This is a genomic window from Rhizobium herbae (assembly GCF_017873135.1).
Classification (GTDB): domain Bacteria; phylum Pseudomonadota; class Alphaproteobacteria; order Rhizobiales; family Rhizobiaceae; genus Pararhizobium; species Pararhizobium herbae.
On sequence record NZ_JAGGJV010000006.1, the window covers coordinates 176917 to 196464 of the forward strand.

General features: G+C 60.2%; 19 protein-coding genes. 5 read left to right on the top strand and 14 right to left on the bottom strand.

The window, feature by feature from the left end; all coding sequences use genetic code 11:
• Positions 1 to 6: 6 nt before the first annotated feature.
• Both J2Z75_RS17440 and J2Z75_RS17445 read right to left on the bottom strand, forming a co-directional pair.
• Entirely contained in the window at positions 7 to 945 is a 939-nt protein-coding gene (locus J2Z75_RS17440; RefSeq protein ID WP_209854031.1) for a sugar ABC transporter substrate-binding protein, read from the bottom strand.
• Between the two features lie 140 nt (positions 946 to 1085).
• A complete protein-coding gene (locus tag J2Z75_RS17445) occupies positions 1086 to 2096 on the bottom strand; it encodes an ABC transporter permease (protein ID WP_407692774.1) in 1011 nt (336 codons plus the stop codon).
• 313 nt (positions 2097 to 2409) lie between these two features.
• Between J2Z75_RS17445 and J2Z75_RS17450 the strand changes: the two genes are divergently transcribed.
• Positions 2410 to 3384: a sugar-binding transcriptional regulator gene (locus tag J2Z75_RS17450; RefSeq protein ID WP_209854032.1), complete on the top strand. Its 975-nt coding sequence runs from the start codon at positions 2410 to 2412 to the stop codon at positions 3382 to 3384.
• Positions 3385 to 3393: 9 nt separating this feature from the next.
• On the opposite strand, the gene J2Z75_RS17455 is transcribed toward J2Z75_RS17450, so the two are convergent.
• Positions 3394 to 4881, bottom strand: coding sequence for a xylulokinase (locus J2Z75_RS17455; RefSeq protein WP_209854033.1), 1488 nt, complete (start codon positions 4879 to 4881; stop codon positions 3394 to 3396).
• Between the two features lie 6 nt (positions 4882 to 4887).
• Entirely contained in the window at positions 4888 to 6213 is a 1326-nt protein-coding gene (locus J2Z75_RS17460) for an NAD(P)H-dependent oxidoreductase (protein ID WP_209854034.1), read from the bottom strand.
• On the opposite strand from J2Z75_RS17460, the gene J2Z75_RS17465 reads away from it, so the two are divergent.
• Positions 6212 to 6556, top strand: coding sequence for a hypothetical protein (locus tag J2Z75_RS17465; protein ID WP_209854035.1), 345 nt, complete (start codon positions 6212 to 6214; stop codon positions 6554 to 6556). The genes J2Z75_RS17460 and J2Z75_RS17465 overlap by 2 nt on opposite strands.
• Before the next feature lie 28 nt (positions 6557 to 6584).
• Here the strand turns inward: J2Z75_RS17465 and J2Z75_RS17470 are convergent, their stop codons facing one another.
• The 5 genes from J2Z75_RS17470 to cyoA are packed head-to-tail and all read right to left on the bottom strand — an operon-like array spanning position 6585 to position 11637.
• On the bottom strand, positions 6585 to 7343 hold the full coding sequence (locus tag J2Z75_RS17470; RefSeq protein WP_209854036.1) for an SURF1 family protein: 759 nt from the start codon (positions 7341 to 7343) through the stop codon (positions 6585 to 6587).
• Positions 7344 to 7389: 46 nt separating this feature from the next.
• Positions 7390 to 7791, bottom strand: a complete 402-nt coding sequence (gene cyoD, locus J2Z75_RS17475) for a cytochrome o ubiquinol oxidase subunit IV (protein ID WP_209854037.1) — start codon at positions 7789 to 7791, stop codon at positions 7390 to 7392.
• On the bottom strand, positions 7788 to 8396 hold the full coding sequence (cyoC, locus tag J2Z75_RS17480) for a cytochrome o ubiquinol oxidase subunit III (RefSeq protein ID WP_234937401.1): 609 nt from the start codon (positions 8394 to 8396) through the stop codon (positions 7788 to 7790). Before cyoC ends, cyoD begins: the two co-directional genes overlap by 4 nt.
• A gap of 16 nt (positions 8397 to 8412) precedes the next feature.
• Positions 8413 to 10416 carry a cytochrome o ubiquinol oxidase subunit I gene (gene cyoB / locus J2Z75_RS17485; RefSeq protein ID WP_209854039.1) on the bottom strand — a complete coding sequence of 668 codons (2004 nt, stop codon included), beginning with the start codon at positions 10414 to 10416 and terminating at the stop codon, positions 8413 to 8415.
• Positions 10417 to 10461: 45 nt separating this feature from the next.
• Complete coding sequence (gene cyoA, locus J2Z75_RS17490) at positions 10462 to 11637, bottom strand: ubiquinol oxidase subunit II (protein WP_209854040.1); 1176 nt, start codon at positions 11635 to 11637, stop codon at positions 10462 to 10464.
• Positions 11638 to 12006: 369 nt separating this feature from the next.
• Between cyoA and J2Z75_RS17495 the strand changes: the two genes are divergently transcribed.
• From J2Z75_RS17495 to scpB, 3 genes are all read left to right on the top strand, one after another.
• Positions 12007 to 13356 (top strand): MFS transporter, encoded by a 1350-nt coding sequence (locus J2Z75_RS17495; RefSeq protein ID WP_234937402.1) that lies wholly within the window; start codon positions 12007 to 12009, stop codon positions 13354 to 13356.
• Positions 13357 to 13574: 218 nt separating this feature from the next.
• The gene (locus tag J2Z75_RS17500; RefSeq protein WP_327791267.1) at positions 13575 to 14525 is read left to right on the top strand and encodes a DUF1403 family protein; all 951 of its coding nucleotides are present in this window, start codon (positions 13575 to 13577) and stop codon (positions 14523 to 14525) included.
• Positions 14526 to 14527: 2 nt separating this feature from the next.
• Positions 14528 to 15184, top strand: a complete 657-nt coding sequence (scpB, locus tag J2Z75_RS17505; protein ID WP_209854042.1) for an SMC-Scp complex subunit ScpB — start codon at positions 14528 to 14530, stop codon at positions 15182 to 15184.
• A 131-nt stretch (positions 15185 to 15315) separates the two neighbouring features.
• On the opposite strand, the gene J2Z75_RS17510 is transcribed toward scpB, so the two are convergent.
• The 5 genes from J2Z75_RS17510 to J2Z75_RS17530 all read right to left on the bottom strand — a co-directional run bounded on the left by J2Z75_RS17510 (position 15316) and on the right by J2Z75_RS17530 (position 19544).
• On the bottom strand, positions 15316 to 15528 hold the full coding sequence (locus J2Z75_RS17510; protein ID WP_209854043.1) for a hypothetical protein: 213 nt from the start codon (positions 15526 to 15528) through the stop codon (positions 15316 to 15318).
• Between the two features lie 107 nt (positions 15529 to 15635).
• Positions 15636 to 16310, bottom strand: coding sequence for a TfuA-like protein (locus tag J2Z75_RS17515; protein WP_209854044.1), 675 nt, complete (start codon positions 16308 to 16310; stop codon positions 15636 to 15638).
• Positions 16307 to 17515: a YcaO-like family protein gene (locus J2Z75_RS17520; RefSeq protein ID WP_209854045.1), complete on the bottom strand. Its 1209-nt coding sequence runs from the start codon at positions 17513 to 17515 to the stop codon at positions 16307 to 16309. The genes J2Z75_RS17515 and J2Z75_RS17520 overlap by 4 nt, the downstream gene beginning before the upstream one ends.
• Positions 17505 to 17723 carry a hypothetical protein gene (locus tag J2Z75_RS17525; protein ID WP_209854046.1) on the bottom strand — a complete coding sequence of 73 codons (219 nt, stop codon included), beginning with the start codon at positions 17721 to 17723 and terminating at the stop codon, positions 17505 to 17507. The genes J2Z75_RS17520 and J2Z75_RS17525 overlap by 11 nt, the downstream gene beginning before the upstream one ends.
• A gap of 15 nt (positions 17724 to 17738) precedes the next feature.
• Positions 17739 to 19544 (bottom strand): adenylate cyclase, encoded by a 1806-nt coding sequence (locus J2Z75_RS17530; RefSeq protein ID WP_209854047.1) that lies wholly within the window; start codon positions 19542 to 19544, stop codon positions 17739 to 17741.
• Positions 19545 to 19548 lie beyond the last annotated feature (4 nt).

Genomic DNA, 19548 nt, shown 5'->3' on the forward strand with positions numbered 1-19548 from the left:
TGATCCTCAAGGATGGTTGGCGATGAAGCCTTCCACATTGTCCTTGGTGGTCAATGTGGCGTCCTGGAGCTGTTCTGCCGGCACGGTGCCGCCCGAAACCAGTGCGATCGCGGCATCGACGGCCATGCGCCCCATGCCCTGAGTCTGCTGTGTCGCCGTCACGTCGAAAACACCCTTCTGGAGAGCTTCGAGTGCCGCCGTATCGCCATCGAAGCCGGCAATCCAGACCTTGGAGCCTGTATTTGCAACCTTGACGGCCTGTGCCGCGCCGAGCGCCAGACCATCGGCCTGCGCGAAGATGATCGAGACGCTGGGATTGGCCTGCAGCAGGTCCTGGGTCAGCTTGAAGCCTTCATCCTGCGACCACATCTGACTCCACTGTTCGCCGACGATCTTGATGTCGGGATAGGCGGCCAGCGCTTCGCCGCAGCCCTTCGAGCGGTCGACTTCCGGCGTCGTGCCCTTCTGGCCATGGATGATCAACATGTCGCCTTTGCCGCCGGCCTGCTTGGCAATGTGGTCACAGACCGCCTTGGCAGAGGCAACACTGTCGGTGGCAATGAACGTATCGCCGGGGGCACCGTCCGCATTGCGGTCGACGTTGATCACCGGAATGCCGGCGGCCTTGGCGGCCTTGGTCGGTACGGACGCAGCGGTGGCACCGGCCGGAATGTAGATCAGCGCGTCGATGCCCTGGGTCAACAGGTCCTCGACCTGGCTGACCTGCGTTGCCGAATCGCCCTTGGCGTCGACGGTGACGACCTCGATGCCTTTCTCCTTGGAATAGGCCTCGACCGACTGCTTGATCTGATTGAAGAAATTGGCCTGAAGGTTGGCGACCGCGAGGCCGATCTTCTTGGCATCCTTGGCTTCTGCCATGCCGGACATGGCAAGGAACGGAATCAGGGCGGCGGTGGCCATCATGACGGTACGACGATTGAACATTGCATTCCTCCTCTTGTGCCGTGGTCGCCGCTGGGTCGCGGAATACGTCACGGTCTTGCTTGATGGATCTCCCCGATCCGTTTCCCGTCCGCATCCGGACGGATCTCCTCACATTCGGCCCGATGAACCGGGACGAACCTTCACTTCGCGCGGCGTTTCCACGCGTCCGTTGCAACGGCGAGCGCAATGACGACGCCGATGATGATCTGCTGGATGAACGGCGAGACGCCGAGCAGGTTGAGCCCGTTGCGCAGTACGCCGATGATCAGCACGCCCACCGCCGTCCCGCCGATACTGCCGACCCCACCTGAAAGGCTGGCGCCGCCAATGACGACGGCTGCGATCGTATCGAGCTCATAGCCGAGGCCGGAACTGGGCTGAACCGAGTCGAGTCGTGCTGCCAGAACAACGCCTGCAAGGCCGGCCAGTAGGCCGCACACGGCATAGACCCAGTTGGTCAGCCTGCGTACGGGAATGCCTGATAGGCGCGCCACTTCCGGGCTGCCACCGATCGCATAAAGGTTGCGGCCGGTGGCGCGGTACTTCAGGAAGATGCCGGTGGCGACGGTCAGAAGGATCATCAGCGCCACCGTCAGCGACACGAAGCCGAAATGGCGGACGATCGACAGGCTGGTGAACCAGTCCGGAAAACCGACGATCTGCGATCCGTCGGTGATGATGTTGGCAAGGCCGCGTGCCACGGACATCATCGCCAGCGTTGCGATGAAGGGCGGCAGGCCCATCGCCGTGATCATCAGGCCGGACCCAAGCCCGCAGAGCGCCGCCACCGCCAGACCGGCAAGAATGCCGACCGGCAGCGACAGGTTCATGTAGTCCGGATGGCCGACATAGCCCATCACCATCATCGCGATGGCAAGGATGGAGCCGACCGACAGGTCGATACCGCCGATCAGGATCACCAGCGTCATGCCGATCGCCATGATGCCGATGACGGTGATCTGGTCCATCACATTGAGGATATTGCGCACGGTCAGGAACGTATCGGTGGAAACCGACAGGACCAGGCAGAGCAGAACGAGGCCGATCAACGGGCCGCGACTTCCGGCAAACAGGAAGGCCGCCGCCGAGCGACGCATGTCGCCAACGGACGTGGCCGTCGCAGGCTTGGCTTCGGACATATGGGAACTCATCGGCTGGCATCCTCATGCTTCGCCGGGCGGTGGATGCAGTTGGCATCTCTCCGATAAAACGTCACATCATCCTCCCGAGTGAACAATTTATCTTTCGTATATATATTTGTTCAGCTAATATCGAGGCGCCGGGATTGTCAAGAGCCGAATGCGAACATTGAAGACGGATCGGTGTCACGCGGCTGGAATGCGTTTCGCGTTGAAAATTCAAACTTGCCTTTTGCCGGGCGCCAATGCCTGCTTTATGGATAAACATATAGGTAGGGCGCCGCTCGGCGTCGGCAGGGCCACAGGGGCAGAGGCAAGCGCTTTCATGAGCAGCGACAACGAGACCAGCGGCCGGGACAATGGCAGCCGCTACGCCGATAGCGAGTTGAAGGCGCGCGCGGCCTGGCACTATTATGTCGAGGGTCTGACGCAGGAACGCATTTCCGAGGAACTCGGTATTGGCCGTATCAAGGTTCACCGCATCCTTTCGGCCGCCCGCGAAGAGGGCATCGTCCAGTTCCGTATCCGCGACAGCGTCGTCGAATGCGTGGTGCTGGAGCAGAAGCTGAAGGAGCGGTTCGGGCTGAAGGACGCGGTGGTGACGCCGGCGCCTGCCGAAAGCCGCAATGCGCCGATGATGATCGGCCATGCGGCGGCAACCTATCTCGCCGATCATATCAATCCCGACGATGTCGTCGCGCTCGGCTGGGGGCGGACGCTGAAATTCGCCATCGACCAGCTGCCGCGCCGCAGCCTCAGCCGTACCACGGTCGTCTCGCTGCTGGGCGGGCTTACCCGGGCGCAACCGATGAACCCGACTGAATGCGCCTGGGAGCTTGCCGAAAAGATCGGCGCCGAATGTTATCTTCTGCCGGTGCCCGCCTATGCAGACCGACCCGACCAGCAGGCGATGTTCATGAGCCAGCGCAGCGTTCAGGATTCGATCTTCCGGGCCAAGCGCGCCAATATCGCCGTTATCAGCGTCGGCTCGCTGTCACCGGAAAGCCCCATCGCCAACTATGGATTCATCAAGGCAAGCGAACTTGAGGAACTTGAGGCTGCCGGTGCCGTTGGCGACCTGCTTTGCCAGTTTCTGGATGCGGATGGCCGGGTAATCGATCACGACGTCAACCGGCGCGCCTGTGCTTTCCCGGTCCAGGAGCTGCGCGACGTTCCGAACGTCATTCTGGTTTCCGGTGGGCGGGAAAAGGCGGCCAGCATTTTGGCCGTCCTGCGCGGGGTGACGGTCTCGGCCCTGATTACCGATGAGGAAGCCGCAAAGGCGCTGCTGGCGTCCTGATCCTGCAAATCAATCGTTCAGCAACCGCCGATGCAGATCGCGGGTCGCCGGATAGATATCCCGATAGATCGCCACTTTCTTCCTGTAGAAATCGCCAAGCTTTGCCACCGGATAGACGGTTTCCGCTGCTTCCATCCGCATCGCAAGGCCGGCTTCTCCGGCGGATGCGAACCATCCGGCTCCCATTGCTGCCAGCATGCCGCCGCCAAGTGCAGCGGCCTCATTGACAGGGGAGACTGAAAGCGGTCGGTCGAGTACGGTTGCCATGATGTCGAGCAGCAGCCGGCAGTTCGTTCCGCCGCCCGCAGCCACGAAACCTGTCGCTTGTACGCCGCAACTTTTCTCCATCGCCGCCGTGGCTATCGCCTGCTCGAAGGCGATGCCTTCCAGTGTCGCGCGGAAAATATGGGCCGGTTTGTGGTGGAGGGCAGCACCGATGATCACGCCACGCGCCGCCTCGTCCCAATAGGGGTTCATGACGCCTGCCCAATAGGGCAGCACCATCATGCCTTCGGCGCCGGGGGGCACCGTCTTTGCCAGGGCTTCCAGTTCCGCTGCGGAACCGGCATTGAGGGTCCGCACGGCCCAGTCGGCAAGCTGCATGCCGGAGCGCAGCACGGTTTCCAGCATGAACCCGGACGATATCGGTGCCGTCAGCGTCCGGTAGGCGTCGCTGGTCACATAGCGATCGGAGAACATGCCGCTGACCACGCCCGACCCCAGCGAAAGATAGGCCTTGCCAGGCTCCGTGACGCCCATGCCGAGGCCGGCGGCCTGCCCGTCTCCGGCACCTGCGAAGATCGGCAATGCTGCGGGAAGCCCTGTCAAACCGGCGGTTTCGGGCGTCAGCGTCCCGCACAATTCGCCCGGCGCCACCAGCCGGGGGAGCTGTTCCTTCGTGAGCCCTGCCGCCTTGACCAGTTCCGGATGCCATTTCCCCGCCACCGGCGAAAAGATGCCGAGCGGATCGGCGGACGCGGTGCTGGTGACCAGTTCGCCGGTCAGCCGGCGGACGAGGAAAGCATGCACATCGACGATCGCGTGGGCCGATCGCAGCAGGTCGCTTCGATGTTCTTTCAGCCAGGCGAGCGCATAAAGCGCGGGCGTCGGATCCGGCGGCTTGCCGCTCCATTCCCGGATCGTATCCCGCCCAAGCTCTTCGGAAAGCCGGGCCACCTGCGGTCGCGCGCGTTCGTCAAGCCAGAGAATCGCGGGGATCAGCGGCTTTCCCGCTGCATTGATAAGCGTGAAGGTCTCGCGCTGGTGGGCGATCGAAAGGCCGGCGAAACGCGCGGGATCAACGATCCGCGCGAGTGCCGAGAGCGCTTCGAGAAGGGCTGTCCACCAGTGCTCGGCATCCTGTTCGAAATGGCCGGGCGCGGGGCTTGAAAGCGGATAGGTAGCACGTGTCTGCGCAACCTCCGTGCCGTCGCGGCGCATGGCCACGGCCTTGATGGCCGTGGTCGAGGCGTCGATGCCGATGACGAGATCGCGCATGCTGCCTCAGGCCACGGCGGGCGTGACGAACTGGCCGTCGGCCTGGTCGAGCCGCTTGCGGATTTGCGTGATCACCATGCTGTCATCCGGCACACAATTCTCGTAGGTCAGGAATTCGCCGGTCTTGACGGGCCGGATCACCTTGGCTTTTTCGGCAAGCCCGAGCGGAATGGCACCCTTGTGGCGGGCATCCTCCCAGGTCATGGCATAGCCACGATAGTCGTTCTCGCCGATCATGCCAAGCGATTGGCCTGCGCCAAGATCGGTCTTGGCGACAGCGACAGCCTCCGCCACCGGATGATCGAGCGGTTCGAGATCCGCCTGCTTGAATAGCACGGCACGCGCGGCCGAAAGTGGCACTTCCAGGCTTGTAAGGTGGTAGGGCCGGAAGATCGTGAAATAGGGACCCTTGCCGACCTTCAGGTCGATCATGCGTTCCAGTACCCGCGGATGTTTGGTTTCGATGACGCAGAAGACACCGGGTGCGACGCCCTTGCCGATGGAGTAGTCCACCACGCCCTTGCGGTTGAGAATGCCGCCGTCTGCCTTCGGGCAGAGGACGTCGGCCAGCTCTTCCAGCGTCGCGGTCGGGCCGTGCATGCCGGGAACGTCCGGCACCAGGCCTGTCGCATTGGCAATCGCCACCATCTCGATGGCGGTCTTGGAACCATCGACGAATTCCACCAGCATCCGCGCGTTCATGTTCCGCGCCGCGGCCTCTTCCTGATAATCGGCCGGGATGGCGTCGATCTTCAGCGGATTGTTCTTGCCCTTGCCGGCGGCGATGATGTCGAAGCCGAGGCTGCGGGCAAAGCCGATGATCTCGATCGTGCAGGCGGGCTCGTCGCCGGCGGCCCCCGTATAGACGACGCCGGCCTTGCGAGCCTCGTCCTTCAGGAAACGCCCGATGGTGATATCCGCCTCGACGTTCAGCATGACGATATGCTTGCCGTTCCTCATCGCTTCCAGCGCGAACAGCGTGCCGATATTGGGGTTGCCCGTCGCGTCAATGATGACATCGATGCGCCCCGCAGCAGCCAGCGCATTGAGATCCTCGGTCACCGCGATCTTGCCCGCTTCGATGGCACGGTCGATATCGGAAGCGCCGGAAGCCAGTATGATATCGCCGCGATCGTGACCTGCCAGCAATGCCGCGTCGATCGCTGCCTGTGGCCGAACCTCGGAGATGGCGCCGATCCGCATGCCCGGCATCAGCGAAACCTGAACGACGATATCCGTGCCCATCTGACCGGCACCCGCGAGCCCGATGGTCACGGGACCGTTTTTCTCCTGATAGCGAAGAAGCTCCGCGGCCAATTGCGGATGAGACATGATGGTGATCCTCCAAAAGCGTGCTTACCCATCTTCCGGGCCTGTTGTGAACATTTATATTTTTCAAAATAAAAAAGTTCAATCGTTTTCTTTGGAAAGCGCAATTCTGGACAGTGGGGTGGACCATGCGTTGAATGAGTACGGCCGGATATCAACCATCCATATGGCCGATCCGGCCCCAACGACATTCGGCAAGGAATGGTGCCACCGCGGCAAGGCGGTCGTCACCAACTTCTGGTCCCCGATACAATCGGAACACGCCAATTCCTCCTGGCTTCTACGATACGCTCAGATGATCCATCGGAGACGGTATTGGCCGGCACGAGAGCGAGGCATTTTATGAAGGCATGAATTCAGCGCGTTGAGCTGTTTTATCGCCGGTCCCTGGCCGCCCACTCGTGGCGGATCGCGATGGCACAACCGGCAACGGTCATAAGGGCCAGTGCGAACCAGGTGATCGCATAGACGAGATGGTTGTTGGGAAACACGATCTTCGTCAGCCCGCCAACCGGCAACTGGCCGGGAACGGGGGCTGCCTCCGCGTCAATGAAGTAGGGCGCCTCGTCCTTCATGCCCAGACTCTGGGCGATGGCCGCGACGTCGCGGGAATACCAGCGGCCGGCGGCTGGATCGTTCGATTGCAGGAGAGAGCCTTTGGGTTCGGTCATCCGCATCAGCCCGGTGACGGTGACGATCCCGTTTGTCTCACTGTCGGGCCGCGTCTTCCGGTCGCGCCTGTCGCTTGGGACAAAGCCGCGATTGACGAAGACCGTGGTTCCATCGGCAAGAACCAATGGCGTCATGACCCAAAATCCGGGGCCGAGTTCCGTCGAGGCGCCGACCAGGGTTTCACTGTCATTCAAAAACGTACCGCTGACGGTGATCCGCCGGTATTCGTCAGCAGCGGCATTGATGTTTTGCCATTCGGAACGTTCCGGCGGCGGTACTGGTGCCGCATGCACACGCGCATCGACTCGGGCGATCAGGTCGAGCTTCCAAGACAGTCGCTCGAGCTGCCAGATTCCGAGCGCGGCGAACCCCATGATCACAAGCAGCAGGAGCCCGCCGAAAACCGCAAGGATGAACGGCGAGCGCCGGTGCTGCGTTTTCAATGCGTGCTGTTCGCTCATCCCATGAACCCGAGGCGGCCGGCTGGCCGGTCGCCTGTCCTGTTCATCACGGCATGTTCTTCATCATTTCCGGGCTCATCGGCATCATGTTGGTGTTCAGGTGATGCATGACCCAGAAGGAACCGGACAGCGCGATGGCAACAATGACGATGGTGAAGATCAAAGCCATCATCGTCCAGCCGCCTTCGGATTTGGTGTTCATGTGCAGGAAGTAGATCATGTGAACCACCATCTGCACGGCACCGAGCGCAATCACGAAAACGGCCGTTATCGCTCGGCTCTCGAACACGCCGCCCATGACCAGCCAGAAGGGAATGGCGGTGAGGATTATGGAAAGCACGAAGCCGGTCATATAGCTTTTTAGGCTGCCGTGGCCGGCCTCATGCCCGTGGCTGTGCCCGTGATGGGCCTCGTGAGCATCCTCATGTACGGGTGCGTGCGAACTCATCCGAGAACTCCCAACAGATAGACAATGGAAAAGACACCGATCCAGACGACGTCGAGGAAGTGCCAGAACATCGACAGACACATCAGCCGGCGCCGGTTTGCCGGGATCAGCCCGTGCCTGTTCACCTGCACCATCAGCGTCACCAGCCAGACGATGCCGAAGGTGACGTGCAGGCCGTGCGTGCCAACCAGCGTGAAGAAGGCCGACAGGAACGCGCTGCGCGACGGTCCTGCCCCTTCATGGATCAGATGAATGAACTCGTAGAGCTCAAGCGCGATGAACACGGCCCCGAAAAGGCCGGTAATTCCCAGCCAGAACAGCGTCTCCGCCTTGGCGTTGCGTTCCATCTGCAGCATGGCAAAGCCGTAGGTGATGGACGATAGCAGCAGCGTGGCCGTGTTGATTGCCACCAGTGTCAGGTCGAACAGGTCCGCCGGTGAAGGCCCGGCGGCATAGTTGCGGCCAAGCACGCCATAGGTGGCAAAAAGCACCGCGAAGATCAGGCAGTCGCTCATCAGGTAGAGCCAGAAGCCGAGCATCGTGCTGCCTTCGGGGTGATGCTCTTCCGTGAGGTAGAACTGCGGCTTTTCGGTCGTATCGATCATGGGATTGCTCACGGTCCTACACCTTCCCGGCAAGCAGCTCGGTGCGCTTGTCTTCCGTTTCGACGACTTCGTTCGCGGGAATGTAGAAATCCCTGTTGTAGTTGAACGTATGGGCGATCGAGACGACGATGATGGCAACAAGCGACAGGGCTGCCAGCCACCAGATGTACCAGATCATGGCAAAGGCGAAGGCGACGCTCAAGCCCGACAGAATGACGCCGGTGCCTGTACCCTTCGGCATATGGATCGCCTTGAAGCCCGAAACGGGACGGGCGTAGCCGCGGTTTTTCATGTCCCAGTAGGAATCATGATCATGAACAACGGGCGTGAAGGCGAAGTTGTATTCGGGCGGGGGCGACGAAGTCGACCATTCCAGCGTCCGGCCGTCCCACGGGTCACCGGTAAAGTCCGCCAGCTGTTCGCGCCGCTTGAAGCTGACGACGAGCTGGATGAGGAAGGACAGGATGCCGAGCGCGATCAGGAACGCGCCGAAGGCAGCGATGACGAACCAGATTTGCAGCGACGGATCCTCGAACTGCGACACGCGACGGGTGACTCCCATCAGGCCGAGGACGTAAAGCGGCATGAAGGCGAAGTAGAAACCCGTCAGCCAGAACCAGAAGCTCATCTTGCCCCAGAACGGATCGAGCTTGAAGCCGAAGGCTTTCGGGAACCAGTAGGTGACGCCGGCCATCAGACCGAAGACCACGCCGCCGATGATGACGTTGTGGAAATGGGCGATGAGAAACAGCGAATTGTGCAGCACGAAGTCCGCCGGAGGCACGGCGAGCAGAACGCCGGTCATGCCGCCGATGACGAAGGTGACCATGAAGCCGATCGTCCACAGCATCGGCACTTCATAGCGGATGCGGCCGCGATACATGGTGAAGAGCCAGTTGAACATCTTCGCCCCGGTCGGGATCGAGATGATCATCGTGGTGATGCCGAAGAACGCATTGACGCTGGCACCAGATCCCATGGTGAAGAAGTGATGCAACCAGACGATATAGGAAAGAATAGTGATGACGACCGTCGCATAGACCATCGAGGCGTAGCCGAACAGGCGCTTACCGCAGAAGGTCGCAACCACTTCGGAGAAGATGCCGAAGGCCGGAAGCACGAGGATGTAGACTTCCGGGTGGCCCCAGATCCAGATCAGGTTCACATACATCATCGGGTTGCCACCGAGATCATTGGTGAAGAAGTTGGTGCCCGCATACCGGTCGAGCGAGAGAAGCGCGAGGGTTGCGGTCAGAACCGGGAAGGTCGCGACGATCAGCACGTTGGTGCAGAGCGACGTCCAGGTGAAGACGGGCATCTTCATCATGGTCATGCCCGGTGCGCGCATCTTGACGATGGTGGCGATCAGGTTGATGCCCGACAGCGTCGTGCCGATGCCGGCCACCTGTAGGCCCCAGATGTAATAATCCACCCCGACGCCGGGACTGTAATCGGCGCCCGACAGCGGCGGATAGGCAAGCCAGCCGGTGCGCGCGAATTCGCCGACGAACAGCGACATCATGATGATGACGGCGCCCGCCGTGGTCATCCAGAAGGAGAAGTTGTTGAGGAACGGGAAGGAAACGTCGCGCGCGCCGATCTGCAGCGGCACGACGAAGTTCATCAGTCCGGTCACGAAGGGCATCGCCATGAAGAAGATCATGATCACGCCATGCGCGGTGAACACCTGATCGTAGTGGTGGGGCGGCAGGTAGCCTTCGGAGCCATTGAAGGCAATGGCCTGCTGGATGCGCATCATGATCGCGTCGGAAAAGCCGCGCACCAGCATGACGAGCGCAAGGATGACATACATGATGCCGATCTTCTTGTGGTCGACGCTGGTGAACCATTCGCTCCAGAGATAGGCCCAGAGCCGGTAATAGGTCAGCGCAATGACAAGTGCCAGGCCGCCAAGGGCAACGGCCGCGAAAGTCGCGACGAGGATGGGCTCGTGATAGGGGATGGCCTCAAGGGTCAACCGACCGAAGACGAACTTCTGCAGGTCAAGATTGGAAAACATGGAAGTACCCGTTCATCGATGTCTTAACGGCGTAAAGCGCCAGGTTCAGTTGTTGAGTTGCGCGGGCGCCGGATCGCCGCTGCCATGGTCCATGCTGGGCATGGAATGGCCGTCGTGCATGTCCATGCCATTCATGTCGCCGTCCGCCGGTGCCGCGCCGCCGTCTTCGGTACCGTTGGGCTTCTCGTCGCTGCGGGCCGGAGTCCCCGTTGCCGGGAAGGTCGCGCCAGGCGCCGCTTCGCCGTCGCCAGCGTGACGGTTGTCATATTCGAGCTTCTGGCGATTTTCCGCACTCTCCTTGCCGCCGCCGCCCATCATGTCGATATGCATCATCTCGCTCATGCACATCTTGCCGGGCGTGGCGCAGAGGTTGAGGATCGCGTCGTAGAGGCCGGTTTCGGCCGAAGCGTAATAGCGCACCGGCTCCTTCTCGCTCGGCTTTTCGAGCTTCAGGTAGGCATCGCGATTGAGCGCGGTTCCTTGCGACTTCACGCGGCCGACCCATTTGTCGAAACCCTGTTGGGTCAAACCGTGGAATTTGAAGCGCATGTGGGAGAAGCCGTCGCCGCTGTAATTGGCGGAGAAGCCGTCAAAGACGCCTTCCTTGTTGATCACCGCATGCAGCCTCGTCTGCATGCCGGGCATGGCGTAGATCTGTCCGGCGAGAGCGGGGATGTAGAAGGAATTCATCATGGATGACGAGGTGATCTTGAAATTGATCGGCACATCCACCGGAGCGGCCAGTTCGTTGACGGTGGCAATGCCGAGATCCGGATAGAAGAACAGCCATTTCCAGTCGAGCGCGACCACTTCCACTGTCAGGGGGTTGGTATCTGCCGGAACGGTTCGTTCCGCATCGAGCCGGTCGAGCGGCCGGTAGGGGTCGAGCTTGTGGGTGCTGATCCAGGTAACCGCGCCAAGCGCGATGATGATCGCAAGCGGTGCCGACCAGATGACGATTTCGAGCCGTGTCGAATGATGCCAGTCGGGGTCGTATGTCGCCGTCGTGTTCGAACGGCGGTACCGCCAGGCAAACAGCAGCGTCAGGAAAAGCACCGGAACGATGATCAAAAGCATCAGCACCGTCGATACGATGATCAGATCGCGTTGCTGGTTGGCGATATCGCCCGAGGGTGACATGACGACCATGTTGCAGCCCGCCAGCGAAAGCATCGGCAGCAGGAGGGAGAAAAGGCGGGAAAACCTTGCCAGCTTTTGCACGTCTCTACGCTCTTGTTTGTTTCATTGACCTTCGGACTAAGACACTGGACGTGACAGCGATATGAGGTGTTTGGTCGCAGTGCAGCAAATTCGTTGCGGTGCAGTATAATGTCGCAAGGCACCTGATTGAAATCATGAGTAGTTTTAGAAGGATTTGGTCTCGGCCATACCGTTGAAAAAATCATCTAATGCCGGGGACGCGATCTTCCAGGGTCGTCGGGCATTAAACGGCTGTCCCGCTGATCATTTCAAGCGCCGATTTGATGCCATGTGACAATTTATTCCTTCATCGGCTCTTGATAAGCCGGTGAAGTTGATCAACATCGTTCAGAGGCTTTATTCGAAATGGTCTCAATGACGGAGGCATCCATGAACATCGCAACCGAATATGGACCATCATCGTCCTCGCTGGAGCGCGATGCCCGCCAGATTCACGACGACAAGCCGGCATCCGCCGGAGACATTGCCATCGGTGTGATCATCGGCCGGATGTCCGAGTTCTTCGACTTCTTCGTCTATGGTCTCGCCTCGGTGCTGGTGTTCCCGCAACTGGTGTTTCCGTTCGCACCGGACCGTCTGACGGGAACGATCTATTCCTTCGCGATCTTTTCCCTTGCCTTCATTGCCCGGCCGGTGGGTTCGATCGTGTTCATGACCATCGACCGCTGGTATGGCCGCGGTACGAAGTTGACCATCGCCCTCTTTCTGCTCGGTGGCTCGACGGCCTCGATCGCTTTTCTGCCGGGATATAACCAGATCGGCTACTGGTCGATCGCGCTGTTGGCGCTCTTTCGCCTCGGACAGGGTTTTGCACTGGGCGGCGCCTGGGACGGGCTGGCGTCACTGCTGGCGCTGAATGCGCCGCAGAACAAGCGCGGCTGGTACGCGATGATCCCGCAGCTCGGCGCACCGATCGGCTTTGCACTTGCCAGCACCCTGTTCGGCTTTTTTGTCGCCAATCTCTCGACCACCGATTTCCTGAGCTGGGGGTGGCGCTATCCGTTCTTCGTTGCCTTCGCGATCAATGTCGTCGCCCTGTTTGCCCGCCTGCGCCTGGTCATGACCAAGGAATTCGGCACTCTGCTGGAACAACACGAACTTCAGGCCAAGCCGATTACAGAGGTCATCCGGTTTCACGGCCGCGATATCATCATCGGCGCTTTCGTGCCGCTGGCGAGCTTTGCGATGTTCCATCTCGTGACGATCTTCCCGCTCGGCTGGATGACCCTGTTCGGCGATCAGTCCGTCGGCGCGTTCATGGTCGTGCAGGTTGCAGGTGCCGCCGTCGGCATCGTCTCGATCATCATTTCCGGTTTGATCGCCGACAGGATCGGCCGCCGCAAACAGCTGATGGTCTGTGCCATCATCATCGCTGTCTTTAGCTTCATCGCGCCGTGGCTGATCGGTGCCGGATCGACCGGGGTGGATGCTTTCGTCATCATCGGTTTCGGCGTGCTTGGCCTGTCCTTCGGGCAGGCGTCCGGTGTCGTCTCCTCCCGCTTCGGCCAAGGATATCGTTATACCGGTGCGGCGTTGACGTCCGATCTGTCATGGCTCGTCGGCGCAGGCTTCGCACCGCTGGTCGCCTTGACGCTCTCCAGCAAATTCGGCCTGCCCTTTGTCGGCTACTACCTGCTCTCCGGCGCGATCTGCACCATCATCGCGCTCAGCTTCAGCAAGGCACTCGAAGTTCAGGACAATTCGCGAAACGGACAGTAATTCTCGCGGATCATCGCTCAGGGAAAGAGCGACAATCTTGTTCGGATGGACCACCCTTGAGCCGGCTGATCGGCCTCGGCTTGACTGCGGGCATCGTGCCGTCGCGGCTGCAGGCGTTATAGGCTGTTGTGTTTGCGAGACCGGCTGTGCGGTTGACGTCAAATTTTGTCGCGCAAACCGCGCATTTTCGCTATTGTTGTTGTATGGATTCGAAGCGCTTGCCCACCACCATTGCTGCCTATCGCCCGCCGCTCGTGCCGGCATGGGCGGCGGCGCACGGGACGGCGATCAGCGCTGTCGAAGCCGCGTTCCTGGCCGGTGGCGCATTGAATTCGCTGGATGCTATCGTCCGGGCCGCGCCGGAATGGATCGGCGTGTGGCGGCAGCGGCAGGCACTGAAATGTGCCGTCTCCGCCGTGCAGTTTGCCGGTCGCGGCGAGGACGAAGCGGCTTTGCGCGACGCCTTTGTGCTGCGTAAACCCGGCGACGAGACGGGGCCGGCCGGTGCCATTTATATGGCGTGGAGCCGCCTGGCATCCTGTCCGGCTTCGCCTGCGGCGACCATTGATGCCAAAAGCCTGCGTGCGGTCGCCGATCTCCTTGGTTTGCGGTGGAGCGGCGAGCTTGCGAGTGTCCCGGGCGTAATCGACGATATCATGCGATCGGGAAAGGCGGGCCCATTTGCTGCCGCATCGATCGCAACCAGCGTCTGTGCTCTGCGTCCGGACGCAGAAACTCTGGCCTGGTGGCTGGCCGACTGGATGCTGGCGCAAGCGATGCGCTGGGAGTGCCCCGTGCCGCTGTTGATGGCACAACGTTATTCCGCTGCGTTTCGCACCGCCGGGGGCCGGGGACGTGTCCGGCCGGAGGAGCCGGCGTTTGAACGGGCGGTGTGCGTGGCGTTGGCGCTGGGCGCGGCCGAGGGCTGCCGGCTGGCAACGGAGATTGCCCGGCGTGCCGACCGTCTGGCGGCCGTAACACCGAAGCTTCGAGCAAAGGGGGCAGGCGACGCAATCCGGCTGCTGCTCGGGGAGGATGCCGTCTCCGGTACGCTGCAGACGCCAAAACTCTCGCGGTTTGCATCACGCCGGCTGTTCGAGCGGCTGATCGAACTCGACGCGGTGCGTGAGCTGTCTGGTCGCTCAGCCTTCCGGATTTATGGACTTTAGCGATGGCGAGGCGGCTACCGAAGCAATCGACCCCGATCGACACCGAACTGGCGCACCTGCCGCCGGATCTGCGTTGGCGCGAATGGATGAGCCGGGTCGAGGCCGTAATCTTTGCTTCCGCGGAACCTGTCAGCCGGGAAACACTTGCCCGCGTCGTCGGCCGTGATTGCAGCATCGATCTGCTGATCGACGATCTGCGCGAGGACTTGCGCGGCCGCCCCTATGAGCTGGTGGCGGTCGCCGGCGGTTGGCTGCATCGCACGAAGCCGGCCTATGCCGACATCATTCGAGCGTCCGGCGCACCGACAGAGCCGCCGGCTGATCTGTCTCCTTATGAAGCGACCGTGCTGATGGCGATCGGGTATTTCCAGCCGGTAACCCGCAGCGAGCTATCGAAGATTTTCGGCAAGGAGGTCAGCCGCGACACGATCGCATCCCTGCGGCAGGCTGCTTTTCTTGCGTCCGGCCCGCGCAGCCCGACACCCGGCGCTCCCTATACATATGTCACAGCACCCGCATTTCTGTCCGCCTTCGGATTCGATACTCTGCGAGATCTGCCCGATATCGAGATGCTTGAGGATGCAGGCCTCCTCAGCAGGCACCAGATATCGGCGGATGCGATGAGCCTTGCGGCTGATGACGAGAATGAAGATGAATGAAGCAGATGACGCCTGCGCCCTTATCGGCGCAGGCCGCCAGTTCTCGGCCACCGATCGGTCAAATCCACGGGGCAGGCCCTGTCCGTTTGTTCGAATGGGCACAAATCTACGAGGAACGCAGCAGAATGCTTCTATTGAAGGTGCCTGAGCACAATCTCGAAATCCGCCAACGGAACGTCGTCTCGGCTCCTTAATTCGTTCGAAACTGCTTTCATCGCCATTTCGATGCAATATTCAAGCGCAGATGCATCAAGTTGACGCGCACTGTCGCGAATGTGGGTTAGCATTCGTGCGATTGTGGCGAATTCTTCGGCTTCAGATGAGACGTTGATGAGGCTGTCCATTCGAAAATTCCTACACGTTTTGAAGGTTTCGAGGGCAATTGTAGACAAGATCTGGAATAAGTGGCGTTGCACGAGCGTTGCACACGCCTTGATTGAATGCTCCAATGCTAGAAAGCGGGAAGGTTCAACTGCCAAGCCGGGGTCTCTTTGCTCGGATCATCCGATGCGCGCTGCATTGCGGCCAGCAATTGCCGGGCATCCTGTCTTTTGACGTCGACCATTCCGCGGTTCAGTAAGGGCAGAAGGTCCGTGCCAAGACCGCTGTCGCAGACGATCTTTCCCCAGGTGCGCTCCTTGTAGAAGATATTTCGCGCACTGATTTCCAGTATTTCCCGTTGCGCGGACGGCACGCTGCCATTCTCGTGCAGGGCGTCGAGTGTTGCGATGACATTCACCAGCGGCACGGTCAGCGCGGGGTATCCCAACTCTTCAGGACCGTGAAGCAAGGCAACATCGGCATCATCGATCAGCTTTCCGGTTTTGAATCCGTCGAATACCGTTCCAATGCCGATCATTCCGAAATCCTCGCATTCGGCAGCACGAAGCGCGCCCATGCTTGAGGAACCATAGATTCGTACGCCTATGGACAGTCCATAGAGTATTTCCTTATGCCAAACCGGCGGCTGATACTCAAAACCGCCATCGACCAGGCCAATGCGGCTGTATCCCTCATCGATCGCTCTTCGGATATCGCCCTGGATCGCCGGCGGGCGAATAGTTATGTCAGCCGCACGGAGTTGCGCGGCGTCCGGCAGACTTGGTCCGACAAAAACAACCTTCATGGCCACAAGGTCCGCGCGATAGCGCGGGCGCCGAAACGTCTGGCGCGCTTTCCATCCGGGTTTTCCAGAGCAGGGACAAGCGCTTTGATGACGGAAAAGGGCCAATCGCCGCTTGAGAGACGCAGGGCAATGGCGGATGGAATGTTTGCTTCGCTTAATTTCTCCAGCACATGCTCAATCATCGAAGCGGTCGTAGGCAGGATCGGTTGTCGATGACCCGGCATCTCTTTGGGGGCGCAGGTGAACAAGACGCGCGTTTCATCCGGCAATGATGCCCGGTATGTCTGCGCGGAGACGTCATCGCGGGCGCCGCTGATATACGTCAGCCGCGATTGCGCCGCTTCCGTTACGGCACGGAGCGCGGCGACCGAGGGCGATGGATGTGCGCCGGATCCGTTCGTCACCTCGACGTACCGCAGGGGCCTGTTGGATAAAACACCGGCAGGACCGAGAAAAGCCGTGAAGCAGGGAATGCCGATATCGGAGGTGATGTCGAACAGGCGCAGGACCAGGCCGGCTCTTTCGATGCGCGCGAGAATATCTGCCATGGCTCCGCCGCCATACAATGAGGGCTCGACACATCGCGAATGCCGGTAGTTGGCCGGTGCGACTTGCCAAAGCACGTAGGCGTCGCGTTCAATCCGCTCCAAAAGACCGTGGAGAAGCGCTTCATCATCGCTATTGCCCGACGCCAGGCCGTCTGACGACATCCAGTAGCGATTGTCCTGCCGGGTACGATCCAGAATGACGGCCTCAAGCGGTACGAAAATCTCTTGTCCGTTCAGGAGATTTCGGCCGGCAACCCAGTCGATCGTCTCATCCGGGCGTAAATCAGATTGCCCGCCCGCAATCAGGCTGGGCAACGGATCGGCAAGCCGTCGCTGATTCGCCAATCCGCTCATCGTACCTGTGACGATGTCGATACTCGGATGCCCCGCCACAACCCGCTCCAACGCTTCCATCACGGCGGATGCCTTGGCATCAGCGTCGGTGATGCCTTTGCCTTGAGCGATGACAATCGACTTTGAGTTCGGTGTATAGGCGCACCAGACCGGTATTCCCAGATTGTCGAGACCGGTATGGCGCGCAACCCGGGTAATGCCGAAATTTTTCAGAAGCGGCTCGACGCGGGAAAGCGTCTCAAGAGGCGTAGAGATGCGGTAGGAGCTTGCGTCTCCTACCCATGTCCTGTCATCAGCCGTCATAGTGACCGGCGAAGACCTGCGCTGCGGAAGACACCGCAACAGCGAAATCGACGCCCTTAATGATCGCCCCGCCGGCGCTGCGAAGTGCTTCCGCCGTTGCAAGGTCGCCCGACAACGGCTTGGGCAATGCCGTTACCGTTCCGGCTGTCAGATCCGCCAGCCAAAGGCCTGTTTCACCCGGAATGCCAATTACCACTACTTTCGCCATACTCGTTTTCCTGTGTTAGAAGCCTGCTTTGATCAGGCCTTCGCGGTAAAGTTCTCGCTGCCAATTTTCTCTGTTTGGCACCACCTCGAGCCAGCGTTCGAGGTTAAAGCTTGGATTGTCCCTCAAGACGCGTTGGCGGCAGCTGCGCGCCTTGCTCTTTTCCCCCAGCATGCCCCAGCTTGCCGCAAGCAATCGGTCTGCCGGCCGCCCGTCCTGCATCTTGCCGACGTAAGCGACCGCGTCTTCGAATTCTCCAAGGAAATAGCTGGCACCTGCCGCCGTCCAGAAATAGAGGTCCGGGCAAAGTGGATTGAGTTCTATCGCTTTTTCGATCTTGTTCAAACCGTCTTTTGGCTTCGCGGCGTGGACGAGGCTATCGGCGTGACTGTAGAGCGCATCGGCATAATGAGGGCTAATGGTTTCGGCGATCGACAAAGCCTCCAGGCTTTCATCCAGCTTTTGCAGATACAGTTGAACGACGCCCAGCTCTCGGTGCCCGGCAGCCAGTCCGGCATTGTGATGAACCGCAGCCTTTGCCTTCTGCTCGGCAGCGGCAAGCAGCTCTTCGTCTCCGCGCGCTGTGAGAAGCCATTCAGTCGTCAAGGTACGTGCCATCCCGGCAAGTGCGGGCGCAAAATCCGGGTATTGGCGCAGGGTCTCGCGAAACTTCTTCCTTGCTCTGCGAATCCCGGGCAGGGACAGTTCCGACAAATGCTGCATGCCCTGAAGGTAATTCAGATACATTTGCGGGCGCGCCTCGAAATCGAGCTGTGCCGTCGCAGATTCTTCCACCTGGCGCGCAATGGTTTGCGTGATTGTCCGGGAAATCTCGCTGCGCTGCGTGGTCAATCCTTCGGCCGTCAGAGGAAAGCGCTCTGCCCAGATTATCTCGTCCGTCGGCAGAAAAATGAGCTGCGTGAACAGGCCTTCGCCCGATCGTTTGGTATCGAGCGCATAGATTACGCCGTGCTTTTCGAGTACTGCCGCCTTGTCGTCCGCTTCTCGAATACGCTCCGACGTAAAAGGAGCAACGACAGAAACTGTCCGGAGAGAACACAGCCCAATCGTTACGTCCTCGATAAGGGCATTCGCAACCGATCCGTTGACACGCGAATCTTCCGCCGTGTCCGGAGGAAGCAAGGCAACCCGCGGCAGAAGCGGCCGCTCGGCTTGCGAAGGGGTTGGCGTAACGCTGATTGCCGTATCCGGCGTGGTTTGCAGGCTGTGCGGAACGGCAAAGAGTCTGTCGGGTGCGTCACCGGTTTCGATGATTTTGGCCCGATCCAGGATATTGCGAATATCCATGTCATTCGGTGAGCGTTGCAGAATTTGAACGCATGCGATTTTAACGGCTCGTATATCCGCTCGCTCGGACGCAATCGGGGATGCATCAATGACCGCGGCCCTTAAAAGCTCGCCATAGCTCCTGCGTTGCCCCTCTATCCACCGCTTCAAGGGACCATTTACATTCCGCGCGTTGGCGAGGAATTCTTCCTTCATCGTCTCAACGATCAAGCGCAGGCGAGAAAGCTTGTCGTCACCAGGAAGGAAGCAATCCAGATCCGACCGCAATGCATCCGATTGAAGCCGGATCATTTTTCCATCGGCAGCGAGAGGAACTTCGCTCAGCTGCCCCGCCGTTCGCAGGCGAAGCAAAGTCGAGCGAAGATTCTTGAATGCGATGCTCCGATCGACATCCGGCCACAACATGCCTGCAAGGATTTCGCGAGACACCTCCGACCGTTGACTGGCACGCATATAGGCAAGGATCACAATACCCCGTTCCGGCAGGAAGATCTGCCGGCCGTCGGGATCAAGCACTTTC

Coding starts and splice junctions, on each gene's coding strand:
- J2Z75_RS17440 (WP_209854031.1), bottom strand. CDS start 945: ATGTTCAATCGTCGTACCGTCATGATGGCCACCGCCGCCCTGATTCCG.
- J2Z75_RS17515 (WP_209854044.1), bottom strand. CDS start 16,310: ATGAAGGTTGTTTTTGTCGGACCAAGTCTGCCGGACGCCGCGCAACTC.
- J2Z75_RS17520 (WP_209854045.1), bottom strand. CDS start 17,515: ATGACGGCTGATGACAGGACATGGGTAGGAGACGCAAGCTCCTACCGC.
- J2Z75_RS17470 (WP_209854036.1), bottom strand. CDS start 7,343: ATGAGCGAACAGCACGCATTGAAAACGCAGCACCGGCGCTCGCCGTTC.
- J2Z75_RS17460 (WP_209854034.1), bottom strand. CDS start 6,213: ATGTCTCATCCGCAATTGGCCGCGGAGCTTCTTCGCTATCAGGAGAAA.
- J2Z75_RS17495 (WP_234937402.1), top strand. CDS start 12,007: ATGAACATCGCAACCGAATATGGACCATCATCGTCCTCGCTGGAGCGC.
- J2Z75_RS17525 (WP_209854046.1), bottom strand. CDS start 17,723: ATGGCGAAAGTAGTGGTAATTGGCATTCCGGGTGAAACAGGCCTTTGG.
- J2Z75_RS17510 (WP_209854043.1), bottom strand. CDS start 15,528: ATGGACAGCCTCATCAACGTCTCATCTGAAGCCGAAGAATTCGCCACA.
- cyoC (WP_234937401.1), bottom strand. CDS start 8,396: ATGATCGATACGACCGAAAAGCCGCAGTTCTACCTCACGGAAGAGCAT.
- cyoB (WP_209854039.1), bottom strand. CDS start 10,416: ATGTTTTCCAATCTTGACCTGCAGAAGTTCGTCTTCGGTCGGTTGACC.
- J2Z75_RS17455 (WP_209854033.1), bottom strand. CDS start 4,881: ATGCGCGATCTCGTCATCGGCATCGACGCCTCGACCACGGCCATCAAG.
- J2Z75_RS17445 (WP_407692774.1), bottom strand. CDS start 2,096: ATGAGTTCCCATATGTCCGAAGCCAAGCCTGCGACGGCCACGTCCGTT.
- scpB (WP_209854042.1), top strand. CDS start 14,528: ATGGCGAGGCGGCTACCGAAGCAATCGACCCCGATCGACACCGAACTG.
- J2Z75_RS17465 (WP_209854035.1), top strand. CDS start 6,212: ATGATGGTGATCCTCCAAAAGCGTGCTTACCCATCTTCCGGGCCTGTT.
- J2Z75_RS17450 (WP_209854032.1), top strand. CDS start 2,410: ATGAGCAGCGACAACGAGACCAGCGGCCGGGACAATGGCAGCCGCTAC.
- cyoD (WP_209854037.1), bottom strand. CDS start 7,791: ATGAGTTCGCACGCACCCGTACATGAGGATGCTCACGAGGCCCATCAC.